Origin of the sequence: Microbacterium sp. NPDC076895, assembly GCF_040687115.1 — a bacterium.
Taxonomy (GTDB): domain Bacteria; phylum Actinomycetota; class Actinomycetes; order Actinomycetales; family Microbacteriaceae; genus Microbacterium.
The window spans coordinates 61,253-80,885 of the sequence record NZ_JBFBMQ010000005.1 but is presented as its reverse complement, the minus strand read 5'-3'; the positions used below and the strand labels follow the sequence as shown (position 1 = coordinate 80,885).

General features: G+C 65.6%; 15 protein-coding genes, 1 tRNA gene and 1 other RNA gene. 7 read left to right on the top strand and 10 right to left on the bottom strand.

Translation table 11 applies throughout. From position 1 onward, the window contains the following. Positions 1 to 203: 203 nt before the first annotated feature. A complete protein-coding gene (locus AB0O89_RS05915; protein WP_363495076.1) occupies positions 204 to 1,793 on the bottom strand; it encodes an SPFH domain-containing protein in 1,590 nt (529 codons plus the stop codon). A 241-nt stretch (positions 1,794 to 2,034) separates the two neighbouring features. Between AB0O89_RS05915 and AB0O89_RS05910 the strand changes: the two genes are divergently transcribed. Then, the gene (locus tag AB0O89_RS05910) at positions 2,035 to 2,538 is read left to right on the top strand and encodes a DUF3145 domain-containing protein (protein WP_300590513.1); all 504 of its coding nucleotides are present in this window, start codon (positions 2,035 to 2,037) and stop codon (positions 2,536 to 2,538) included. Positions 2,539 to 2,675: 137 nt separating this feature from the next. On the opposite strand, the gene AB0O89_RS05905 is transcribed toward AB0O89_RS05910, so the two are convergent. From AB0O89_RS05905 to aceE, 7 genes are all read right to left on the bottom strand, one after another. Continuing rightward, entirely contained in the window at positions 2,676 to 4,349 is a 1,674-nt protein-coding gene (locus AB0O89_RS05905; protein WP_363495074.1) for a lipocalin family protein, read from the bottom strand. A 40-nt stretch (positions 4,350 to 4,389) separates the two neighbouring features. Then, positions 4,390 to 5,625, bottom strand: a complete 1,236-nt coding sequence (locus tag AB0O89_RS05900; RefSeq protein ID WP_363495072.1) for a beta-ketoacyl-[acyl-carrier-protein] synthase family protein — start codon at positions 5,623 to 5,625, stop codon at positions 4,390 to 4,392. A gap of 51 nt (positions 5,626 to 5,676) precedes the next feature. Further along, positions 5,677 to 5,925, bottom strand: coding sequence for an acyl carrier protein (locus tag AB0O89_RS05895; RefSeq protein ID WP_195691493.1), 249 nt, complete (start codon positions 5,923 to 5,925; stop codon positions 5,677 to 5,679). 93 nt (positions 5,926 to 6,018) lie between these two features. Continuing rightward, positions 6,019 to 7,020 carry a beta-ketoacyl-ACP synthase III gene (locus tag AB0O89_RS05890; protein WP_300590516.1) on the bottom strand — a complete coding sequence of 334 codons (1,002 nt, stop codon included), beginning with the start codon at positions 7,018 to 7,020 and terminating at the stop codon, positions 6,019 to 6,021. Then, positions 7,017 to 7,952, bottom strand: a complete 936-nt coding sequence (locus tag AB0O89_RS05885; RefSeq protein ID WP_300590518.1) for an ACP S-malonyltransferase — start codon at positions 7,950 to 7,952, stop codon at positions 7,017 to 7,019. Before AB0O89_RS05885 ends, AB0O89_RS05890 begins: the two co-directional genes overlap by 4 nt. An 85-nt stretch (positions 7,953 to 8,037) precedes the next feature. Beyond that, positions 8,038 to 9,255, bottom strand: coding sequence for a PucR family transcriptional regulator (locus tag AB0O89_RS05880; RefSeq protein ID WP_300590517.1), 1,218 nt, complete (start codon positions 9,253 to 9,255; stop codon positions 8,038 to 8,040). Positions 9,256 to 9,265: 10 nt separating this feature from the next. After that, a complete protein-coding gene (aceE, locus tag AB0O89_RS05875; RefSeq protein ID WP_292709429.1) occupies positions 9,266 to 11,995 on the bottom strand; it encodes a pyruvate dehydrogenase (acetyl-transferring), homodimeric type in 2,730 nt (909 codons plus the stop codon). A gap of 209 nt (positions 11,996 to 12,204) precedes the next feature. Between aceE and AB0O89_RS05870 the strand changes: the two genes are divergently transcribed. From AB0O89_RS05870 to rnpB, 3 genes are all read left to right on the top strand, one after another. Then, positions 12,205 to 12,277, top strand: a tRNA-Val gene (locus AB0O89_RS05870). A gap of 1 nt (position 12,278) precedes the next feature. Continuing rightward, entirely contained in the window at positions 12,279 to 13,010 is a 732-nt protein-coding gene (locus tag AB0O89_RS05865; RefSeq protein WP_363495068.1) for a C4-type zinc ribbon domain-containing protein, read from the top strand. Positions 13,011 to 13,074: 64 nt separating this feature from the next. Beyond that, positions 13,075 to 13,433: RNase P RNA component class A (gene rnpB / locus AB0O89_RS05860), an RNA gene on the top strand. Positions 13,434 to 13,467: 34 nt separating this feature from the next. Here the strand turns inward: rnpB and AB0O89_RS05855 are convergent. Further along, the gene (locus AB0O89_RS05855) at positions 13,468 to 13,785 is read right to left on the bottom strand and encodes a hypothetical protein (RefSeq protein WP_363495066.1); all 318 of its coding nucleotides are present in this window, start codon (positions 13,783 to 13,785) and stop codon (positions 13,468 to 13,470) included. Between the two features lie 273 nt (positions 13,786 to 14,058). Further along, entirely contained in the window at positions 14,059 to 14,856 is a 798-nt protein-coding gene (gene ppgK / locus AB0O89_RS05850; RefSeq protein ID WP_300593656.1) for a polyphosphate--glucose phosphotransferase, read from the bottom strand. A 72-nt stretch (positions 14,857 to 14,928) separates the two neighbouring features. Here ppgK and AB0O89_RS05845 point away from each other — a divergent pair, with 72 nt between their 5' ends. From AB0O89_RS05845 to AB0O89_RS05835, 3 genes are read left to right on the top strand one after another with little or no spacing between them, the layout of a single operon-like run. Continuing rightward, entirely contained in the window at positions 14,929 to 15,141 is a 213-nt protein-coding gene (locus AB0O89_RS05845) for an SPOR domain-containing protein (protein WP_228178877.1), read from the top strand. 22 nt (positions 15,142 to 15,163) lie between these two features. Further along, a complete protein-coding gene (glnA, locus tag AB0O89_RS05840) occupies positions 15,164 to 16,501 on the top strand; it encodes a type I glutamate--ammonia ligase (RefSeq protein WP_341578941.1) in 1,338 nt (445 codons plus the stop codon). A gap of 17 nt (positions 16,502 to 16,518) precedes the next feature. Continuing rightward, positions 16,519 to 19,512 carry a bifunctional [glutamine synthetase] adenylyltransferase/[glutamine synthetase]-adenylyl-L-tyrosine phosphorylase gene (locus AB0O89_RS05835; RefSeq protein WP_363495063.1) on the top strand — a complete coding sequence of 998 codons (2,994 nt, stop codon included), beginning with the start codon at positions 16,519 to 16,521 and terminating at the stop codon, positions 19,510 to 19,512. Positions 19,513 to 19,633: the final 121 nt, after the last annotated feature.

Sequence of the window (19,633 nt, the reverse complement as noted above, 5' to 3'; positions counted from 1 at the left end):
CAGAACCCCGCCGTCTGGCGGGGTTCTGTTCGTTGTGGGGTGTTGCCGAGAACGCACCCTGTGGGTGGGCCCCATTCGCCGGAGGCTCCGCGGATTGCGCAGCGAGCCGTGGAGGGGCGAAAGGGACAAGTCTCACCCGCCCTACGAACAGAACCCCGCCTTCTGGCGGGGTTCTGTTCGTTGTGGGGTGTTGCCGTCGAGCGTTACTCCGCCTTCGGCTTGGATGTGCGCCGAGAGGCAACAACCGGCGCGGATGCTTCTCCGCCAGCTGCATCCGCCATGCCAGTGCCGAAGGCGCGGCCGACAGTCTGACCCTGAATGATGGCGGCGAGGTCAATGCCGGTCGCTGCCTGCACGCTGTCGAAGACCGACTTCATGGCTGTCGCGCTGTCGGCGCCGATGACGCGGGATGCGCCCTCCTCGCCTGAGCCGCCGCCGACGATCGATACGTTGCCGATCGCCGAGTAACCCTTCGCGAACTCCGCCATGATCGAGGGGAGCACATCGAGCACACGTTGCGACAGAATCGCCTCCTGGTTGGAAGCGATGGCTTCTGCCTCCGCCTCAATCGACTCGGCGCGCGCCTGACCTTCGGCCCGGATCGCGTCGGCCTCCGCCTCGGCACGCAGGCGCCTCGCCGTGGCTTCTGCGTCCGCGAGCGCACGCAGAGCACTAGCCTCACCGGCGGCGCGCGCCTCGGCAGCGGCAGCCTCTCCCGCGGCGCGGGCGCGGTCTGCCTCTGCCTGCTGCTCGGCGATCCGCGTGCGAGCCTCTGCCTCTTTGATCTTCTCGATGGCCGCAGCCTCTGCGGCACGTTCGCGGGTGTAGAGCTCGGCCTGCGCCCGGGTCTCGGCCTCGTAGCGCTGAGCGTCGGCGACGCGCTTGACGTCGGCATCCAGTTGGGCCTGCCGGTTCTCGGCCTGCTGCTGCAAGACCGCCTGTTCAGCCTGAGCTCTCGCGAGCTGCTCAGCCTGTTCGGCCTCAGCACGAGCGCGACCGATACCGGCGTTCGCATTGGCGGTATTGGTGTCCAGTGCCGTCTGCTCGATCAGATTCGCTTCCTGGTTCGCGATGTTCTTTTGATTGATCGCGCGGTCGGCGTTGGTTTGCGCGATCTCGGCGGCCTGGCGCTTGGCCTGGATCTCCGGCGCTCCGAGGGACTGGATGTACCCCATCGCGTCAGTGATTCCCTTGATCTGGAACGAGTCGAGGATGAGACCTTGTTCGGCCAGTTCATGGGAGACATCGACGGCGATCTGATCCGAGAATTTCTTGCGTTCCCGCATGAGTTCGACGACCGACAGCGTCGCAACGATGCCACGGAGCGCTCCCTCGAGCTGCTCCGTGGTGAACTGCTCGATCGCCTTGTCCTGTGACGCGAAACGCTCGGCGGCGCGGCGAACGAACAGCGGGTCGGATCCGATCTTGACGATCGCGACACCATCGACGTTGAGCGTGACGTTGTCGAGCGACTGGGCCTCGGCACTCAGCGACACCTGGCGAGAGCGCAGCGAAATGATCTCGTGGCGCTGCGTGAGGGGATTCACGAGCGACTTGCCGTTGACGATCACGGTGACCGGGGACTCGGTCATCTCCGATCGGCTCGTGCCGTCGGCATCCATCACTGTGGTCTGGACGCGCTGCTTGCGGCCCGAAATCACGAGAGCTTCGTCGGCGCGGGCGACCTTGATCCAGGCCCTCGCCAGCAGGAGGCCGATGAGCGCGACGATGATCGCTGCGACCACAGCGACCCCGATGATGATCAGAATACCGACAAGTCCGGCTGCCTCCATGGACGTCTCCTTAGGTTTGGGCAGCGCGCCAGATGAGGCGCGCTGCGAGAGTCGCGTGTGGCCCCCCTGACCCAGCCTTTCAGACGGGCGGTCCTCGGCAAAGCCCCAGTTCGCGCCACGGTCACCGCAGAATGACAGGCTTGTGATTCGGCTCGACCCGGGCGATAATGGGCCCCATAACAGAACAGCCACAGATCTCCTGAGGACGTTGGGGAAGACGCACCTCAGAACGGAGATCGATATGGCTACATCAATGACGCGCGGTGTGGTGATGATTCACTCCGCGCCGCGGGCGTTGTGCCCCCACTTGGAGTGGGCGGTGGGCCGCGCGCTCGGTCGTGCGGTGAACTTCGACTGGATGGACCAACCCGTGTTGCCCGGCGCGCGGCGTGCTGAGTACTTCTGGTCGGGACCCATCGGCACGGGGGCCGCGATCACCTCCGCCATGCACGGTTGGGAACACCTGCGTTTCGAGGTCACCGAGGACCCGTCGGCTGCCTCAGACGGCGCTCGGTGGATGCACACGCCGGACCTCGGCATCCATCATGCGCAGACGGATGCCGCAGGTAACGTCGTCGTGGGGGAAGACCGGATTCGCTATGCGATGGAGCTCGCGGCGCGCGATGTCCATGACATGCAACGCGAACTGCAGGTCGCGCTCGGTTCGGCATGGGATGACGAACTCGAGCCGTTCCGCCACGCCAGTGACGACGCCGCCGTCGTGTGGCTTCACAAGGTGGGGTAGAGACTTCGCGTGCCGCGCGCGTGCGTACCGGATGTCGGATGTGACGATTCCCGGCGCTGGGAGAGCGTGGCAGCACGTGACGATGAGAACGGGTTCCTCTGAGCGATGGTGCAGAGGAACCCGTTCTGCCTCTGGCTTCAGCAGTTCGGCGGTGTCGGACTTCCGGCCGGCGGGCGGCCTTGGATCTCGCCCCAGGCGTACCCGCTGACCGCCTTTCCGTCGAGTGTGCCGGAGTAGGAGAAGAGACCCTCGTAGACCGCGCGTCCGAGAGCGTTCAGTTCCTGATCCTGCGCGGTAGCGCGGAACACGAGGTCGGCGCCGGGGCGCGATGCTGAGGCATCCAACGTCACGGCATACGAGAGCTCATAGACATAGCAGCTGTGCGGCGAGGTCCATGCGCTTGCTGGGTCGGGCGTGATGTGGATCGCGCCCTGCGGCCAGTTGGCGGTCGGGTTGAGGGTTCCATTGGCTGATTGGGAAGATCCGGCACCGCCGAGCATGGCGTAGTAGAGATTTCCGACGTCCTGCTGGCCTGTCACCGCGATCAGCATGCCCTGTTCGGTATCGGGCAGTTGGACCGAGAACTCGGTCCAGGCATACCCATTGCTCACGATGTACTTCGCGGAATCGTTGTACGTTTCGGTGAGATTGTCGAAGAACAGCACGCCGCCCGTGCCGCCGCCGGCGTATGTCGATCCGATCTGTATCGACCACGACTCGACCTCGACGAGCGGCATCGAGTAGTAGTGCGAGCCCTGCCCGGTCATCGGGTCGTTGGTTTCGGCGAGGTAGCTTCCGATGTCTCCGCCATAGGTGTTCATGATGGCCGTGCGCTGATCGGTTGTAGCGATGGGGCCACTGGATGCCGGTAGTGGCGTCCCGTCGAACATCCACAGCGGGAAGAACCCGTTGGGTCCGTATCCCCACTGAATGATGCCTGTTGTATCGCGTGCCCGGATGGTCAGTGTGGTCGGTTCGCTGACGCCGGACTGGTAGATCCCGGTGTCGACCGAGACGGTGAGCTCGTAGACCGCGCCGACGGCGCCGATGGCCCCGGTAACAACTCTCATGTCGACCGTCTGCGGTGATTGGCCGTTGTTCTGCTGTTCGACGTGGATCTGCCAGGGCTGGTAGCTGATGCTCGTGGGAACCGTGATGTCGGCAAGGCCATCGATTCCGCCGAACGCGGGACCGGTGTTCTGGTCGAGGCGGTTGAAGATGAGCCCTGACTCTTCGATGGTGAGGAGGGGTACCTGGAGGCCCGGGATGACCGAGTTTCCCTGTGACATCAAGGCGATCGCGTTGATGCTGCCGTCACTGCCGACAAGGTGTCCGAAAAACTCATAGGACTGCGAGTCGTACTGGGGGAGCCCTGTGGACAGGTAGGCCCGAAATCCGGTGCAGTCGCGCCCCTGTGCGAGCGGCACGGGGGAGTACTTGGCGATCGAGCCGAACGCGAGGACGGGATCCGTCGGGGGAGTGTCGCTGGTGGGGCACGCCGGCGGAATTGTCGGGGTCGGGGTGGGCGTCGGCGCGGGATTCGGTGTCGGCTGCGGCGTCGGGCGATGGGAACCACCACCACCGCCGCTTCCGGGACCTGTTGGTGTGGAAGGCGACGGCGTCGGACGTGTGGTTGCCGTGGTGGCGGGGGTTGGGGTCGCCACACGCCCCTGGATGGTTGCAGAGGGCGAGGCTGAGGGGGATGCAGCGGCCTCAGGCGCAGCCGTCGGAGGTCCGAAAGTGCAGGCGCTCAGCCCAAGGAGGGTCAGCGCCATGACCGGAGCCAGCACCATCGCGCGAACAGAACCCACGGGTCGAGTCTCCCACACGGGGCCAGCCCGGCAGGGTTGCTTAGATGTTGCGGAACGCGGCGACGGCGTTGTGTCCGCCGAATCCGAACGAGTTGCTGATTGCGACGTGATCGCCCTCACCGAGTTCGACGGCTGCGCCCACCCGCAGCGGGATCTCGGGATCCTGCTCCGTGATGTTGATCGTCGGGGGAGCGATGCGGTTGTGCAGCGCCAAGACAGTGAAGACGGCCTCCAGAGCGCCGGTGCCGCCGAGCAGGTGTCCCGTGGAGCCCTTGGTTGCCGACACGGGGATCTCGTGAACGCGGTCACCGAAGACCGACAGCAGCGCCTTGTATTCGGCGATGTCTCCGGTCGGTGTCGAAGTGGCGTGTGCGTTGATGTGCGTCACGTCATCGACAGATGCGTCCGCCTGCGCGAGAGCCTGCAGAACTGCGCGGGAAGCGCCGAGGCCCTCGGGCTCGGGCGCCGTGATGTGGTACGAGTCAGCCGTGACGGAGCCGCCGGCCACGACGGCGTAAATCCGGGCACCGCGGGCACGCGCGTGTTCTTCGGTCTCGAGCACCAGGGCGGCGGCGCCCTCACCCATGACGAAACCGTCACGGTCGATGCTGTAGGGGCGTGACGCGTGAGCCGGGTCGTCGTTGCGGCGTGACAGGGCCTGCATCGAGGAGAAGGCAGCGAGGGTGATCGGGTGGATGACCGACTCGGTGCCGCCCGCGATCACGACATCTGCGAGGCCGAGGCGGATGTGCTCGACCGCATTGACGATCGACTCGGTGCTGGATGCACAGGCCGAGGCCACGGTGCGTGCGTATGCCCGCGCTTCCAGATGCATCGAGATAGCCGCGGCAGGAGCATTGGGCATGAGCATGGGAACCGACATCGGCATGACTCGACGGGGGCCCTTCTCGCGAAGGGTGTCCCACCCGTCGAGGAGAGTCCACAGTCCGCCGATTCCGGTGGCGAAGTCGACGCCGAGGCGCTCGGGGTCGACGTCCGGGCTGCCGGCGTCGGCCCACGCTTCGCGGGCAGCGACCAGTGCGTACTGAGACGACGGGTCGAGGCGCTTGGATTCGGGCCGGGCGAGCACGGTGTCTGCCGGGACGCGTGCCGAGGCCGCGAACGTCACGGGAAGCTCGTACTTCGCAACCCAGTCGTGCTCGAGGGAGCGGGCGCCAGATTCACCGGCCAGCAGTGCCGACCAGGACTCGGGCGCCGTTCCCCCGATGGGGGTCGTGGCGCCGATACCGGTGACGACGATACGTGAACTGCTCATGTAGTCCTCAGGGATGGTCCGGTGGGGGCGGCGCCCCCACCGGAGATCGGGTCACGCCTGGTTCGACGTGATGTAGGTAACGGCGTCGCCGACGGTCTTGAGGTTCTTGACCTCGTCGTCGGGAATGGTCACGCCGAACTTCTCCTCGGCGTTGACGACGATTGTCATCATCGAGATCGAGTCGATGTCGAGGTCGTCGGTGAACGACTTCTCCATGGCGACCTCGTCGGCAGAGATGCCGGTCTCGTCGGTGATGAGCTCGGCGAGTCCTGCGAGGACGTCGTCGTTTGTGAGTGCCATGGGTATCTCCCTCTGGGTTGATATGGATGGGTTGTGGTCGGTGTGGGCCTCAGGTGAGACCGTCCTGCAAGTCTAGAGTTCGAGGTTCGTGACTCACGGAAGGACGACGACCTGCGCGCCGTAGACCAGGCCCGCTCCGAAACCGATCTGCAGGGCCAGGCCGCCGCTCAATTCGGGGTGTTCCTCGAGAAGCCGGTGCGTCGCGAGCGGGATGGAGGCGGCGGAGGTGTTTCCGGTCGTCTCGATGTCGCGTCCTATCACGACGGACTCGGGAAGCCCGAGCTGCTTGGCGAACTCGTCGATGATCCGCATGTTCGCCTGGTGCGGAACGAAGGCAGCGAGGTCGGATGCCTCGACTCCGGCAGCCGCGAGGGCCTCACGGGCGACCTTGACCATCTCCCATACCGCCCAGCGGAAGACCGTCGGGCCTTCCTGGCGCAGCGTAGGCCACGGTGCTTTACCGTCGCGGAACTCCGTCAGCGTGTGGTTCATCCCGACGGCGTCGGCCTTCGAGCCATCCGAGCCCCACACCGTCGGGCCGATCCCCGGTGTCTCCGAGGGGCCGACAACGGCAGCACCAGCACCGTCGCCGAGGAGGAAAGAGATCGAGCGGTCGGTCGGGTCGACGATGTCACTGAGCTTCTCAGCTCCGATCACGACGGCGTAGTGTGCGCCGCCCCCGCGGATGAGAGCATCGGCTTGCCCCACGCCGTACGCGAACCCCGCACACGCGGCGTTGAGGTCGTACGCTGCGGCATCCTTTGCTCCGATGCGCTCCGCAACGATCGCCGAAACTGACGGGGTCTGCCGGGGGTTGGAGATCGTCGCCACGATCACGGCGTCGATCTTGTCCGGAGAGACGCCTGACTTCGAGACGGCTTCGGCGGCGGCATCCGCGGCGAGGTCGATCGCGGTGGTCGTTTCCACCGCACGCACGCGGGTCACGATTCCCGTCCGCTGGCGGATCCACTCGTCGCTTGAGTCGATCGGACCGACGAGATCATCGTTCGGAACGACTCGTTCGCCCCGGGCGGCGCCATAGGCATAGATCCGTGTGTGCGCAGCGCCCTGGGGCTGACGAAGGGACGCGGTCATTCGGCTTCTCCTTGAGCGGATGCGGTGGCCAGAAGCTCGGCCGCTGATGTGAGGTCTTCGGGAGTCTTGACCGCGACTGAGGGTACTCCGCGCAGAGCACGCTTCGCGAGGCCGACAAGCGTGCCGCCGGGAGCGAACTCGATGAGTCCCGTGACGCCCGCGGCTGCGAAAGACTGCATACACGCGTCCCACCGAACCGGGGAGGCAACCTGATCGACGACGAGCGAGAGCGCCTCCGCGCCGCTGCTTACTAGCGAACCGTCTCGATTCGTCCACAGCTGCAGGCCCGGATCGGACGGGGTCACGGCTGCTACAGCTGACCGCAGTGTCTCGACCGCCGGCGCCATGTAGTGCGTGTGGAAGGCGCCCGCAACCGAGAGCGGAATCACACGGGTCCCCGCCGGCGGCTCGGCGCTCAGCGCGGCGAGCGCCGCTGCCGCACCTGCCGCCACGATCTGTCCGCCCCCGTTGAAGTTCGCCGGTGTGAGCTCGAGCTCGGCGAGGCTCCCCTCGACGATTGCCTGGTCGCCGCCGATGACGGCGCTCATTCCGGTGTCTGCGAGCGATGCGGCATCGGCCATCGCCCGGCCGCGGATCCCGACAAGTCGTAGGGCAGTCTCCGCATCAATGACGCCCGCCGCTGCAAGGGCGGCGAACTCGCCCACGGAATGCCCGGCGACCCCGTCGACAGGCGTAGAGACGCGCTGTGTGAAGAGCTCCCACGACAACACCGAGGCCGCAACAATGAGCGGCTGTGCGATGCGCGTGTCGCGGATGGTGTCGGCATCCGCCTCGGTTCCCGCTCCGATGAGGTCGACCTCTGCCCACTGAGAGAACTGCTCGAGCCGCGCACGGACTCCATCGAGTTCGAGCCAGGGTCGGAGGAATCCTGGTGTTTGGGAGCCTTGACCGGGGAAGACGGCGATCATCACCATCCCATCCTGCCAGCGTGTCGAGAGGTCATTCTGGAGATTCTGATCGAGAAACCGCGCATTCGTTTGTCGCGCGTCTACACGATCACGCTGATACGCGGCGGTGCAGCGCGGTAGGTCGGCGCCGCACGGACTCGGTGCCCATCGACCCCAGAATAAGCGCGGTCTGGAGGATGAGGGCCTCGCGGGGACCCGTGGCATCCCAGCCGATGACTTCCGAGACGCGCTTGAGGCGATACCGAACCGTGTTCGGGTGCACGAAGAGTTCGCGCGCGGTGGCCTCGAGCGACCGACCGTTGTCGAGGTAGCTCCACAGGGTCGTGACAAGATCCGTCGAATGCGCGTGCAGGGGACGGTAGATGCGTTCGATCAACGTCTGCTTGGCCAACGGATCACCGGCCAGCGCGCGCTCCGGAAGCAGGTCATCGGCCTCGACCGGCCGCGGCGCATGCCGCCATGCGCGGGCAACGGCAAATCCCGCCAGTGCTGCGCGGGCGCTCATGCTGGCATCGACCAGCGCCGGCACCGCGGGGCCGAGCACGAGGTATCCCGGCCCGAAGCCGGGCTCGAGGCGCCGAGCGATCTCGGGGAAGGGCAAGTCCTGCTCGGCGTCTTCTGAGCGCGGTGACGGCTCTGACCTCCCGATCACCAGAACCAATCGGGATCCCTGCACCCCGATGAGCACATCCACGCCGAGCTTGCGCGCGGTTCGGCGCAGCTGGTCGACGTCGAACTGTGGCGGTGTCGTGCCCACCAGAACAGCGACTTCTCCGTGGCCGTGCCATCCGAGCGCCGCAATCCGGCTCGGCAGCTCCTCGTCGGTTTCGCCCGTGAGGATCGAATCCACGACGAGAGCTTCCAGCCGTGCATCCCACAGCCCGCGCGCCTCGGCGGCTCGGGCATACACGTCGGCCGCCGCGAAGGCGACCTCCCTCGAGTAGAGGAGGATCGCCTCACGCAGGCTCTCGCTCTTGCTCGCGATCCGCTCTTCGGTCACCGTCACTGACACACGGATGAGCTGAAGCGTCTGCTGCAGGCTCACACTGCGCAAGAGTTCTCGGGGCGCAGCGGCGAAGATGTCTGCGGCGATCCACGGCGTCGACTGCGGATCGTCGTACCACTGGATAAATGACGTGATACCGGCCTGGGCCACCAGGCCCACCGCGGACCGACGCGCAGGCGGCATCTCGGAGTACCAGGGCAGGCTCTGCTCGAGCCGCTGGATCGTCGCGGTGGCGAGATCCCCCGAGATGCGGCGTAGCCACGCCAGAGTCTCGGCCTTGTCGGTGGGATGCGCTGTCATGGCCGGGTCGTCAGCTCTCCCCGCCTGCGTTTCCGCTGGTGCCAGCCTTGACGTTGTGCAGGTCGTACTTGCGGATCGCCTGGCCGGCAAGGGCCCGGTCGACGACGCCGTCTTCAGCCAGTGCCTGCAGCGTGCGAACCACGATCGAGGGGCCGTCGATCTTGAAGAAGCGTCGTGCTGCCGGACGCGTGTCCGAGAACCCGAAGCCATCGGCGCCGAGCGTTGCGAAGCGCCCCGGAACCCACGGACGGATCTGATCCTGTACGGCGTGCATGAAGTCACTGACGGCGACCACGGGGCCCTCGGCATCCTGCAGCTTCTCGCTGATGTAGGCGCGGCGAGGCTCATTCTCGGGGTGCAAGAAGTTGTGCTCGTCGGCGGCAAGGCCGTCGCGGCGCAGCTCCGTCCACGACGTCACCGACCACACGTCGGCCTGAACGCCCCAATCGTCGCGCAGCAACTGCTGGGCTTCGAGTGCCCACGGCACACCGACCCCCGAGGCGAGCAGCTGCGCACGCGGGCCGTCGCCCTCGGCGGTGGAGATGCGATGGATGCCGCGCACGATGCCTTCGACATCCACGCCCTCGGGCTCCGCGGGCTGCACGAGTGGCTCGTTGTAGACCGTGAGGTAGTACATGACGTCGGGATCGGGGTGGTGCCCGCCGTACATCCGCTCCAGGCCCGACTGCACGATGTGCGCGATCTCGTACCCGTACGCCGGATCGTACGACACCGTTGCCGGGTTCGTTGAGGCCAGAAGGTGGGAGTGGCCGTCGGCGTGCTGCAGACCTTCACCCGTCAGGGTGGTCCGTCCCGCAGTCGCACCGATCACGAAACCCCGTGTCATCTGGTCACCGGCAGCCCACTGCGCGTCGCCAGTGCGCTGGAACCCGAACATCGAGTAGAAGACGTAGACGGGAATCAGCGGCTCGCCGTGCGTTGCGTAGGACGTCCCCGTGGCGGTGAACGCCGCCAGCGCGCCGGCCTCGTTGATGCCGACGTGCATGATCTGACCCTGCGGGCTCTCCTTGTAGGCAAGAAGCAGATCGCGGTCGACCGACGTGTAGTTCTGGCCGTGCGGGTTGTAGATCTTCTGGGTCGGGAAGAACGCGTCGATACCGAACGTCCGTGCCTCGTCCGGAATGATCGGCACGATGCGGTTGCCGAAGCCCTTGGCGCGCAGCAGATCCTTCAGGAGCCTCACGAACGCCATCGTCGTGGCGACTTCCTGCGTTCCCGAGCCCTTCTTCGGAAGCGCGTAGACATCGTCGCCCGGCAGCGTGATCGAGGTGTGCGAGGTCCGTCGCTGGGGAAGGAAGCCGCCGAGCGCGCGGCGTCGCTCCATCATGTACTGGATCGTCTCGTCCTGCGGGCCGGGGTTGTAGTACGGCGGCAGGTACGGGTTCTCCTCGAGCTGGGCATCCGAGATCGGGATACGCATCGAGTCGCGGAAGTGCTTGAGGTCTTCGAGCGTCATCTTCTTCATCTGGTGGGTCGCGTTGCGTCCCTCGAAGTGATGGCCGAGACCGTAGCCCTTGATCGTCTTGGCGATGATCACGGTGGGCTGGCCCTTGTGCTCGACTGCTGCCTTGTAGGCGGCGTAGACCTTGCGGTAGTCGAGACCACCGCGGCGCAGCTTGCCCCAGATCTCCTCGTCGCTCCAGTCCTTCACGAGGGCTGCGGTGCGTTCGTCGCGGCCGAAGAAGTGCTCACGGATGAACGCCCCATCTTCAGCACGGTAGGTCTGGAAGTCACCGTCCGGGGTGGTGTTCATGAGGTGCACGAGTGCGCCGTCGGTGTCTTTGGCGAGCAGCTCGTCCCAGCCGGTTCCCCACACGACCTTGATGACGTTCCAGCCCGCACCCCGGAAGAAGCTCTCCAGCTCCTGGATGATCTTCCCGTTGCCGCGCACCGGCCCGTCGAGACGCTGGAGGTTCGCGTTGACGACAAACGTGAGGTTGTCCAGGCCCTCGTTCGCGGCGACCTGAAGCTGGCCGCGGCTTTCGACCTCGTCCATCTCGCCGTCACCGAGGAATGCCCAGACGTGGCTGTCGCCGACATCCTTGATGCCACGGTTTGTCAGGTACTTGTTGGTCATCGCCTGGTAGATCGCGTTAATCGGGCCGAGCCCCATCGAGACGGTCGGGAACTGCCAGTAGTCAGGCATCAGACGTGGGTGTGGGTACGACGGGAGGCCGTTGGGCGCCGCCGACTTCTCCTGCCGGAAGCCGTCGAGCTGGGCCTCGGTCAGGCGTCCTTCCAGGAACGAACGAGCGTAGGTTCCGGGGGAGGCGTGCCCCTGGATGAAGATCTGGTCGCCGCCGGAGGGGTGGTCCGGGCCGCGGAAGAAGTGGTTGAAGCCCACCTCGTAGAGCGATGCAGAGGAAGCGTAGGTCGAGATGTGACCACCGACGCTGATGCCGGGGCGCTGGGCGCGGTGGACCGTGATCGCCGCATTCCAGCGAATCCAGCGTCGGTAGCGGCGCTCCAACTCCTCGTCGCCGGGGAAATCGGGTTCAGCATCCGGCGAGATGGTGTTGATGTAATCCGTGGTCGGCACCTGCGGCACGTTGAGCTGAAGCTCGTGCGAGGTCTGCAACAGGCTGAGCATGATCTCTCTGCCTCGCCCCTGGCCCTTGGCCGAGACGAGTTGCTGCAGGGACTCCTGCCACTCCGTGGTCTCGTCGGGGTCGCTGTCCAGCGGCCCCTGCGAGTACGGATCCTGATCGTTGACGGTCACGTGAAACCTTTCTTCGACGGGCAGGGTGTGCCACGAACGGGCGGCCGAGCGCTGCAGGGTAAGCACCGCAGGGTCTGGTCGTGCGCGTATCTGTATGGCAGACCACGACCCAGCCTAGCGATTCCCGCATCCGGTGGGAGCGGTCGATGAGCCACAGCTGTCTCAGCAGAAACGGTGGATGCCGCATCCGCCCCGTAGACTCGCCTCGAGGGCCTTTAGCTCAGCTGGTAGAGCGCCACGTTTACACCGTGGATGTCGTCGGTTCGATCCCGGCAGGGCCCACATGAATGCGAGTCCCGACGATCAGCGCCGTCTTCTCGAGGTCGCTGCCCTCGACGCCCGCATCCGCGCTGCTGCTGCCGCCGCGCGCTCACCTGAGCAGGCAGCTCGGATCTCAGAGCTGATGCAGGCGCGGGCTGAGCTCAATCAGGAGCTCGTTCGTGCCCGCGGTGATGTTGACGACGTCCGTGCCGAGCAGCGTCGACTCGATGACGACCTGAAGGTCGTCGAGGCACGCATCGCCCGCGACGCGGCGCGGCTGGCCGACTCAGCCAATGCCAAGGAAGCGCAGAACCTCGAGCACGAGCTTGAAGCGCTGGCCCGGCGAAAGAGTGATCTCGAAGACGCTGATCTCGACGCCATGGAGCGCGCGGAGGCTGCCGAAGAGATCGTTGCCGGGCTGGAAACGAGACTGCGCGAGATCAACGATGAGGGCGCGACGCTCAGCGCGGCGGCGAAGGCTGCGGTGTCCGCAGCCCAGGCCGACGAGGCAGCTGCGACCCGGGACCGCGAGGCCGTTGCATCCACGGTCGCCGCCGATCTTCTCGGCCTGTACGACAAGCTCTCCCAGCGCAGTGCCGGCGCGGCCCTGCTGACTCGACAGACCTGTGGGGGCTGCCACATGGTTCTCGCCGGCAGCGACCTCAGTGCCCTGCGCGCCGCCGCGCCGGAGGCCGTCGTGACCTGTCCTGAGTGCGGCTGCATCCTCGTCCGCACGGAAGAGTCAGGTCTGTAGTCCACCCGGTCGCTTCAGTGGCGGGTCGACCACGAGCGACGCCGCGTAGACTCGGCCGTGCGAATGGGTCGGCCGGACGGTCGCGTCGCGGCAGTGCCGCGCCGAGGAACGTCCGGGCTCCACAGGGCAGGGCGGTGGGTAACACCCACCCGGAGCAATCCGCGAGACAGTGCCACAGAAAGCAGACCGCCGGGCTCGTTCCGGTAAGGGTGAAAGGGTGGTGTAAGAGACCACCGGAGTCGTGGTGACACGACTCGCACGGTAAACCTCGTCCGGAGCAAGGCCAGACAGGGGATGACGACGCGGCTCGCCGAGTCCCCGGGTAGGCCGCTAGAGCGGCGCGGTAACGCGTCGCCGAGAGAGATGACCGTCGACGGAGTTCACGCTCCCGAACAGAACCCGGCGTACAGGCCGGCCCATTCGCCCTGTCGGCCACTCCACGTATTAGCTCACACCGCTAATCGAGCAGGCTGTCTATTGGTTCGTCTGCGTTGAAGAGAAGGTCGTACTCATCAACGCGGATGTTCATGTTGCTGCCAACTGCGACATAGCCGAGGCGAGACACGTACGCATCGAAGGTGTCGGGTTCCAGGTAGCAGTAGGCATCCGTCTCGACAGAGATCTCTTCGCCACCCGAGAGCGCAGGCGCGGCCGCGGGCAGTGTGACGAAAATCAGCCCATCGGGGCGGGAGGCCGCAGTGGCAAGATCCGGCTGGAAGTCCGATAGCTGCGACCACTCTTGTGCAGAGATGATCTCGGCACATTGCTGGCCCAACGAGATCCGGTCGAGCGGTGCATCACCTTCGTCAGGATTCGTTGCGGTCGCGGCTGGTGATGGTGTGCCGGCCGTGTGGATCTGTTGCCGCCGATGATTCGGTTGATGGGCTGTCGACCTCAACGCTTGTTGCGACACAACCCGCGAGCAATGTCGCCGCCGAAAATGTCACAGCGGCGACGATCAGGCGAACAGATATCATCTGAGATGTTTGCCTTTCGCTGTCAACGATCTGATCGCCGGCCCCGCGGACGCGTTGCTGAGCCGAGCGGCTCAGTCCGCTGCGGTGGTCTGGGCCAACTGAGGCATCGCGCCCAGCGAGAGCGCTGCTGCGCCGATGATCCCCGAGTTGTTGCGGTGCACCGCCGGCACGATCGGGGTGTTCAGCTTCAACAGGGGCAGGAACTCTTCCGGGTGCTTCGAGACCCCGCCGCCAACGACGAACAGGTCGGGGGAGAAGAGGAACTCCAGGTGGCTGTAGTACCACTGGAGCCGCTTGGCCCACTTCTCCCAGGACAGTTCCTCGCGCTCCATCGCTGAGTACGCGGCGTAGTACTCGGCATCCTTGTCCTTGCCGGGCCGGGCGAGGTGGCCGAGTTCGGAGTTGGGAATGAGCACACCGTTGTAGATCATGGCCGAGCCGATGCCGGTGCCGAGGGTTGTGAGCAGAACGAGGCCTTGGACGCCCTTCGCGGCGCCGTAGCGGACCTCGGCGACGCCGGCGACATCCGCATCGTTGGCGAAATGGATGTCGCGGCCCAGGCCGTCCTCGAAGAATTTCTCAGCCTCGAAGCCGATCCACTTGTCCGAGACGTTTGCGGCCGACAGGGTCTTTCCATTTTTGACGATCGCGGGGAATGCAACCCCGAGCGGGATATCGGTGTCCGCGACCTCGAGCGTTTCGAGAACCTGCTTTACCGCATCCAGAACTGCGGGCGGCTCCGCTCCCGGGGGAGTCGGCACCTTGATGCGATCGGTGACGAGCTCACCCGCTTCGAGGTCAACAACACCTCCCTTGATTCCCGTGCCGCCGATGTCGATGCCCACTGCTCGGGTCAGGTCAGATGCCATGCGATCAGCCTACCCATCCGCGCGCCTGTGATCAGTAGGATCGAGTCAACGGAACCCACCGAGGGAGCAGACGTGTCCGCTGACGCCGAGAAGTACTGGTACAACCTGACCACTGGTCAGGTGGAGAAGGGCTTTGAGTCGCCCGCGGTCGACCGTGCCGGCCCGTTCGAAACCGCAGAAGAGGCGGCTCGAGCGCCCGAGATCATGAAGGAGCGCTCGCGCGCATGGGCTGACGACGAAGCCCGTGAAGACTCCTGGGGTTCCGGCGGCAGCGCCGCCCACTGACGTTCGTACCGAGAGGACCTCCATGGACAAGCAGCGGGACTTTGTTCTTCGCACGATCGAGGAGCGCGGCGTCAAGTTCGTGCGCCTGTGGTTTACCGACGTAATCGGCACGCTCAAGTCGGTGGCCGTCGCGCCAGCCGAGGTTGAGGGCGCGTTCACGGAAGGCCTGGGTTTCGACGGATCCGCGATCGAAGGGCTTACCCGCTCCTACGAGTCCGACCTTCTGGCGCACCCGGACCCGACGACGTTCCAGATCCTGCCGTGGCGCGGTGAGATCGACCCGACCGCGCGCATGTTCTGTGACATCACGACTCCGGATGGTCAGCCCGCCGTCGCCGACCCGCGTCATGTGCTCAAGCGGACCCTGGCCAAGGCTGCGGACGCGGGATTCACGTTCTACACGCATCCCGAAATCGAGTTCTACCTCCTCAAGTCATCGACGTACGGAGCCGACGGCCCAGAGCCGGTCGATTCCGCAGGATACTTCGACAACGTTCCCGGCGGCACGGCGCACGACTTCCGTCGTCGGTCGGTGAGGATGCTGGAAGACCTGGGGATCTCGGTCGAGTACAGCCACCACGAGGGCGGTCCCGGGCAGAACGAGATCGACCTGCGTTACGCAGACGCATTGGCGACGGCGGACAACATCATGACCTTCCGCACGGTCATCAAAGAGGTCGCGATCGAGCAGGGCGTCTACGCAACGTTCATGCCCAAGCCCCTCAGCGGTCAGCCTGGCAGCGGCATGCACACGCACATGTCTCTGTTCGAGGGCGATGTGAACGCGTTCTACGAAGAGGGCGCCCAGTACCAGCTGTCGAAGGTTGGACGGCAGTTCATTGCGGGGCTCCTGCGCCACGCAAATGAGATCAGTGCTGTGACGAACCAGTTCGTGAACTCGTACAAGCGTCTCTGGGGCGGTGACGAGGCGCCGAGCTTCATCTGCTGGGGCCACAACAACCGCTCAGCGCTCGTGCGTGTTCCGATGTACAAGCCCAACAAGGGTCAGTCCTCGCGAGTCGAGTATCGTGCTCTGGATTCGGCAGCCAACCCGTACCTCGCGTACGCGCTGCTCCTGGCTGCCGGTCTCAAGGGCATTGAAGAGGGATACGAGCTTCCCGCCGAGGCTGAGGACAACGTGTGGTCGCTCACCGACTCTGAGCGCCGAGCGCTGGGCTACGCGCCGCTTCCGGCCAGCCTCGACCACGCGCTGGAGTACATGGAAGACTCCGAGCTCGTGGCGGAGACCCTGGGTGAGCAGGTCTTCAACTACGTCCTGCTGAACAAGCGCCGGGACTGGCAGCAGTACCGTGCGCAGGTCACTCCGTACGAGCTGAAGAGCAACCTCGAGATGCTCTGACGCGCACGGTACCGTCGATGGCATCCACCGAACGGACCACGGGTCTGACCGACCTTGCGCGCGTGGGCTTCAGCGAACTCGCTCAGGCCGATGCCGGGCTCACCGAACTAGCGGAGGCTCTCGGAATCGACCGCGCTCAGGTCGCGGCGCCGGCGGCAAGCGCCGCCGACCCCGATGGGGCGCTGCAGGCTCTGCTCCGGGTGGTTCGCCGCGACTCCGACGCTCTCCGGGTAGCGGCGCTCGACGACCGCCGCTGGGCCCACCTGTGGCTGCTCCTCGGTGCTTCGCGCGGTTTCGGGGAGTTCTACGGCAGGCATCCACGAGAGATCGTGCAGCTCGAGGGCGGGGCAGACAATCTGCCGACCGAAGCCGAGCTTCGCGAAGCTCTCCTGAGCGCAGTCGGGGTAGAGGGAGGGTTTGCCGACGACGGGTCCGAGGCTGCCTGGGTGCGCCTGCGGATTGCGTACCGGACGCAACTGGCCCGTATCGCGCTGTTCGACCTCTCGCACGTCGCTCCGGAGGCAGTCCTGGACGCGGTGTCGGCTGCACTCGCTGATGCGGCGGGAGCGGCTCTCGAAGCATCCCTGTGCGTCGCAAGGACCCGCATCTCGACGGGGGGACCCGCGGGCCAGTTCTCTCGGGAGCAGGTCGATGCGACGCAGTTCGCGATCATCGGGATGGGCAAGTGCGGGGCTCGCGAACTGAACTATGTCTCTGACGTCGACGTCATCTTCGTCGCGGGAACGGATGACGAGACTCTCGTCTCCGAGGCGCGTGCCGTTGACATCGGCACGCGCCTGGCCGTACAGACCATGCGGGGCATCTCTGGTGTCGAGATCGAGCCTCCACTGTGGGAGGTCGATCCGAACCTGCGACCTGAGGGCAAACAGGGAGCTCTCGTGCGCACGCTCGAATCGCACGTGGCCTATTACGAGCGCTGGGCGAAGAGCTGGGAGTTCCAGGCACTTCTGAAGGCTCGGCCCATCGCGGGCAATAGAACGCTCGGAGACGCGTATATCGACGCAGTCCGGCCGGGGGTGTGGGCAAGCGCGACGCGCGAGAACTTCGTGGACAGTGTGCAACGGATGCGCGAGCGCGTCACAGACCACATCCCGCCCGACGAGGTGTCCCAGCAGATCAAGCTTGGTCCGGGCGGCATCCGCGACGTGGAGTTCACGGTGCAGTTGCTGCAGCTGGTGCATGGCGTCAGTGATGAGGCGATCAGGCAACGGGGCACGCTCGCTGCGATCGACGCGCTGGTGACCGAGGGCTACATCGGGCGCACGGATGCTGCGGCATTCGCGCGCGACTACCGCCTGTTGCGACTGCTCGAGCACCGTCTGCAGTTGCGTCGGCTCTCACGCACCCACCTCATGCCGACCGATCCCGACGAGTTGCGGGTCTTGGCGCGTTCGTCCGGCCTCGCTGATACCGGCGCAGATCTCGTCTCGCAGTGGGAATCGATCAAGCGGGAAGTCCGCGATATTCACGTTCGACTGTTCTACCGGCCGTTGCTGTCGGCCGTGGCAGCACTACCCGCCGAAGAACGTGCCCTGTCCGAGGACCAGGCTCATGATCGGCTTGCGGCGATCGGTTTCCGCGATCCGCCTGGCGCTCTTCGCCACATCCGTGCGCTCACGACAGGACTCAGTCGCAAAGCGACAATCCAGCGTCACCTCATGCCTGTGATGATCCGGTGGTTCGCCGACGGCGTGGATCCCGACTACGGCCTGATCTCGTTCAGACGCCTGAGCGAGCGTCTCGGCGATACTCCCTGGTTCCTTCGGATGCTGCGGGACTCCACGGGCGCGGCTGAACGCCTGACGCGTGTGCTCTCCGGTTCGCGGTATGTCGGAGAGCTCGTCGAATGGATACCCGAATCGGCAGCCTGGCTGGACGGCGAAGACCAGCTGAGACCGCGATCAGGCGTCGCACTGCAAGAAGAAGCGCGGGCCATTCAGACCCGACACAGCTCCATCGAGGATGCAGCGCGGGCGGTGCGGGCGTTGCGTCGGCGGGAGGTGCTGCGCACCGCAATGGGCGGTGTACTCGGTATCCTGTCGATCGACGAGATCGCAGAGGCGTTGACCACGATCACCGAAGTGACGATCCAGGCAACCCTTCGGGCAGTGCGCCGGGACGTCGTGCCTCCCGAGGACGACGCCCTTGACTTCTCGGTCATCGCGATGGGGCGCTTCGGCGGTTCGGAACTGGGCTTCGGCTCGGACGCCGACGTGCTCTACGTCTACCGCGCCAACGGCGTGGACGAGGGGCGTGCCGCGCAGTTGTCCAACGCGCTCGTTGCAGGTCTTCGTCAGCACTCTGAAGACCTGAGGCTCCCGCTCGATCTGGATGCCGACCTTCGACCCGAGGGGAGGTCGGGCCCCATGGTCCGGTCGCTGGATTCTTACGCGGCTTACTACCAGCGGTGGTCACTGTCCTGGGAGGCGCAGGCGCTCCTTCGCGCGCGGGGTGTGGCGGGGAGTGTGAAACTCATCGGTGCCTTCACGGAGCTCGCCGATACAGTCCGCTATCCCGAGCGCGCCGACGAGAACGGGTTACGGGAGATCAAGCGCATCAAGGCGCGCGTCGAGAACGAACGGCTCCCGCAGGGGATCGATCCGGCTCGCCATCTCAAGCTCGGTCCTGGTTCCCTCAGCGACGTCGAGTGGCTCGTGCAGCTGCTCCAGCTTCAGCACGCGTACGCGGTGCCCGATCTCCGCACGACATCGACGCTGCGCGCACTGGACGCCCTCGTGAGGCATGGTCTCCTTCCCGTGAGCGCTGCAGATCGCCTACGACACGCCTGGGTGCTCGCGAGTCGGCTGCGTTCGGCGAACACGCTGCTTTCAGCGCAGACCAGCGATGTGCTGCCCAGCGATCGACAGAAGCTCGATGGCCTCGCGCGTCTGCTTGAGTATCCGCCCCACTCGGCATCCCAGGTCGAAGAGGACTACTTGGGTGCGACCCGGCGTGCCAGGCGGGTGTTCGAGAAGTACTTCTACGGCTGAGTCGCCGGCGATATGAGCTCACGCGAAAGCCCCGCATCCGATCGGATGCGGGGCTTTCGTCGTACCGGGTCTCAGACCCCGAAGTACAGCTCGGCTTGAGGATCTGAGAACCGGAGGGTGT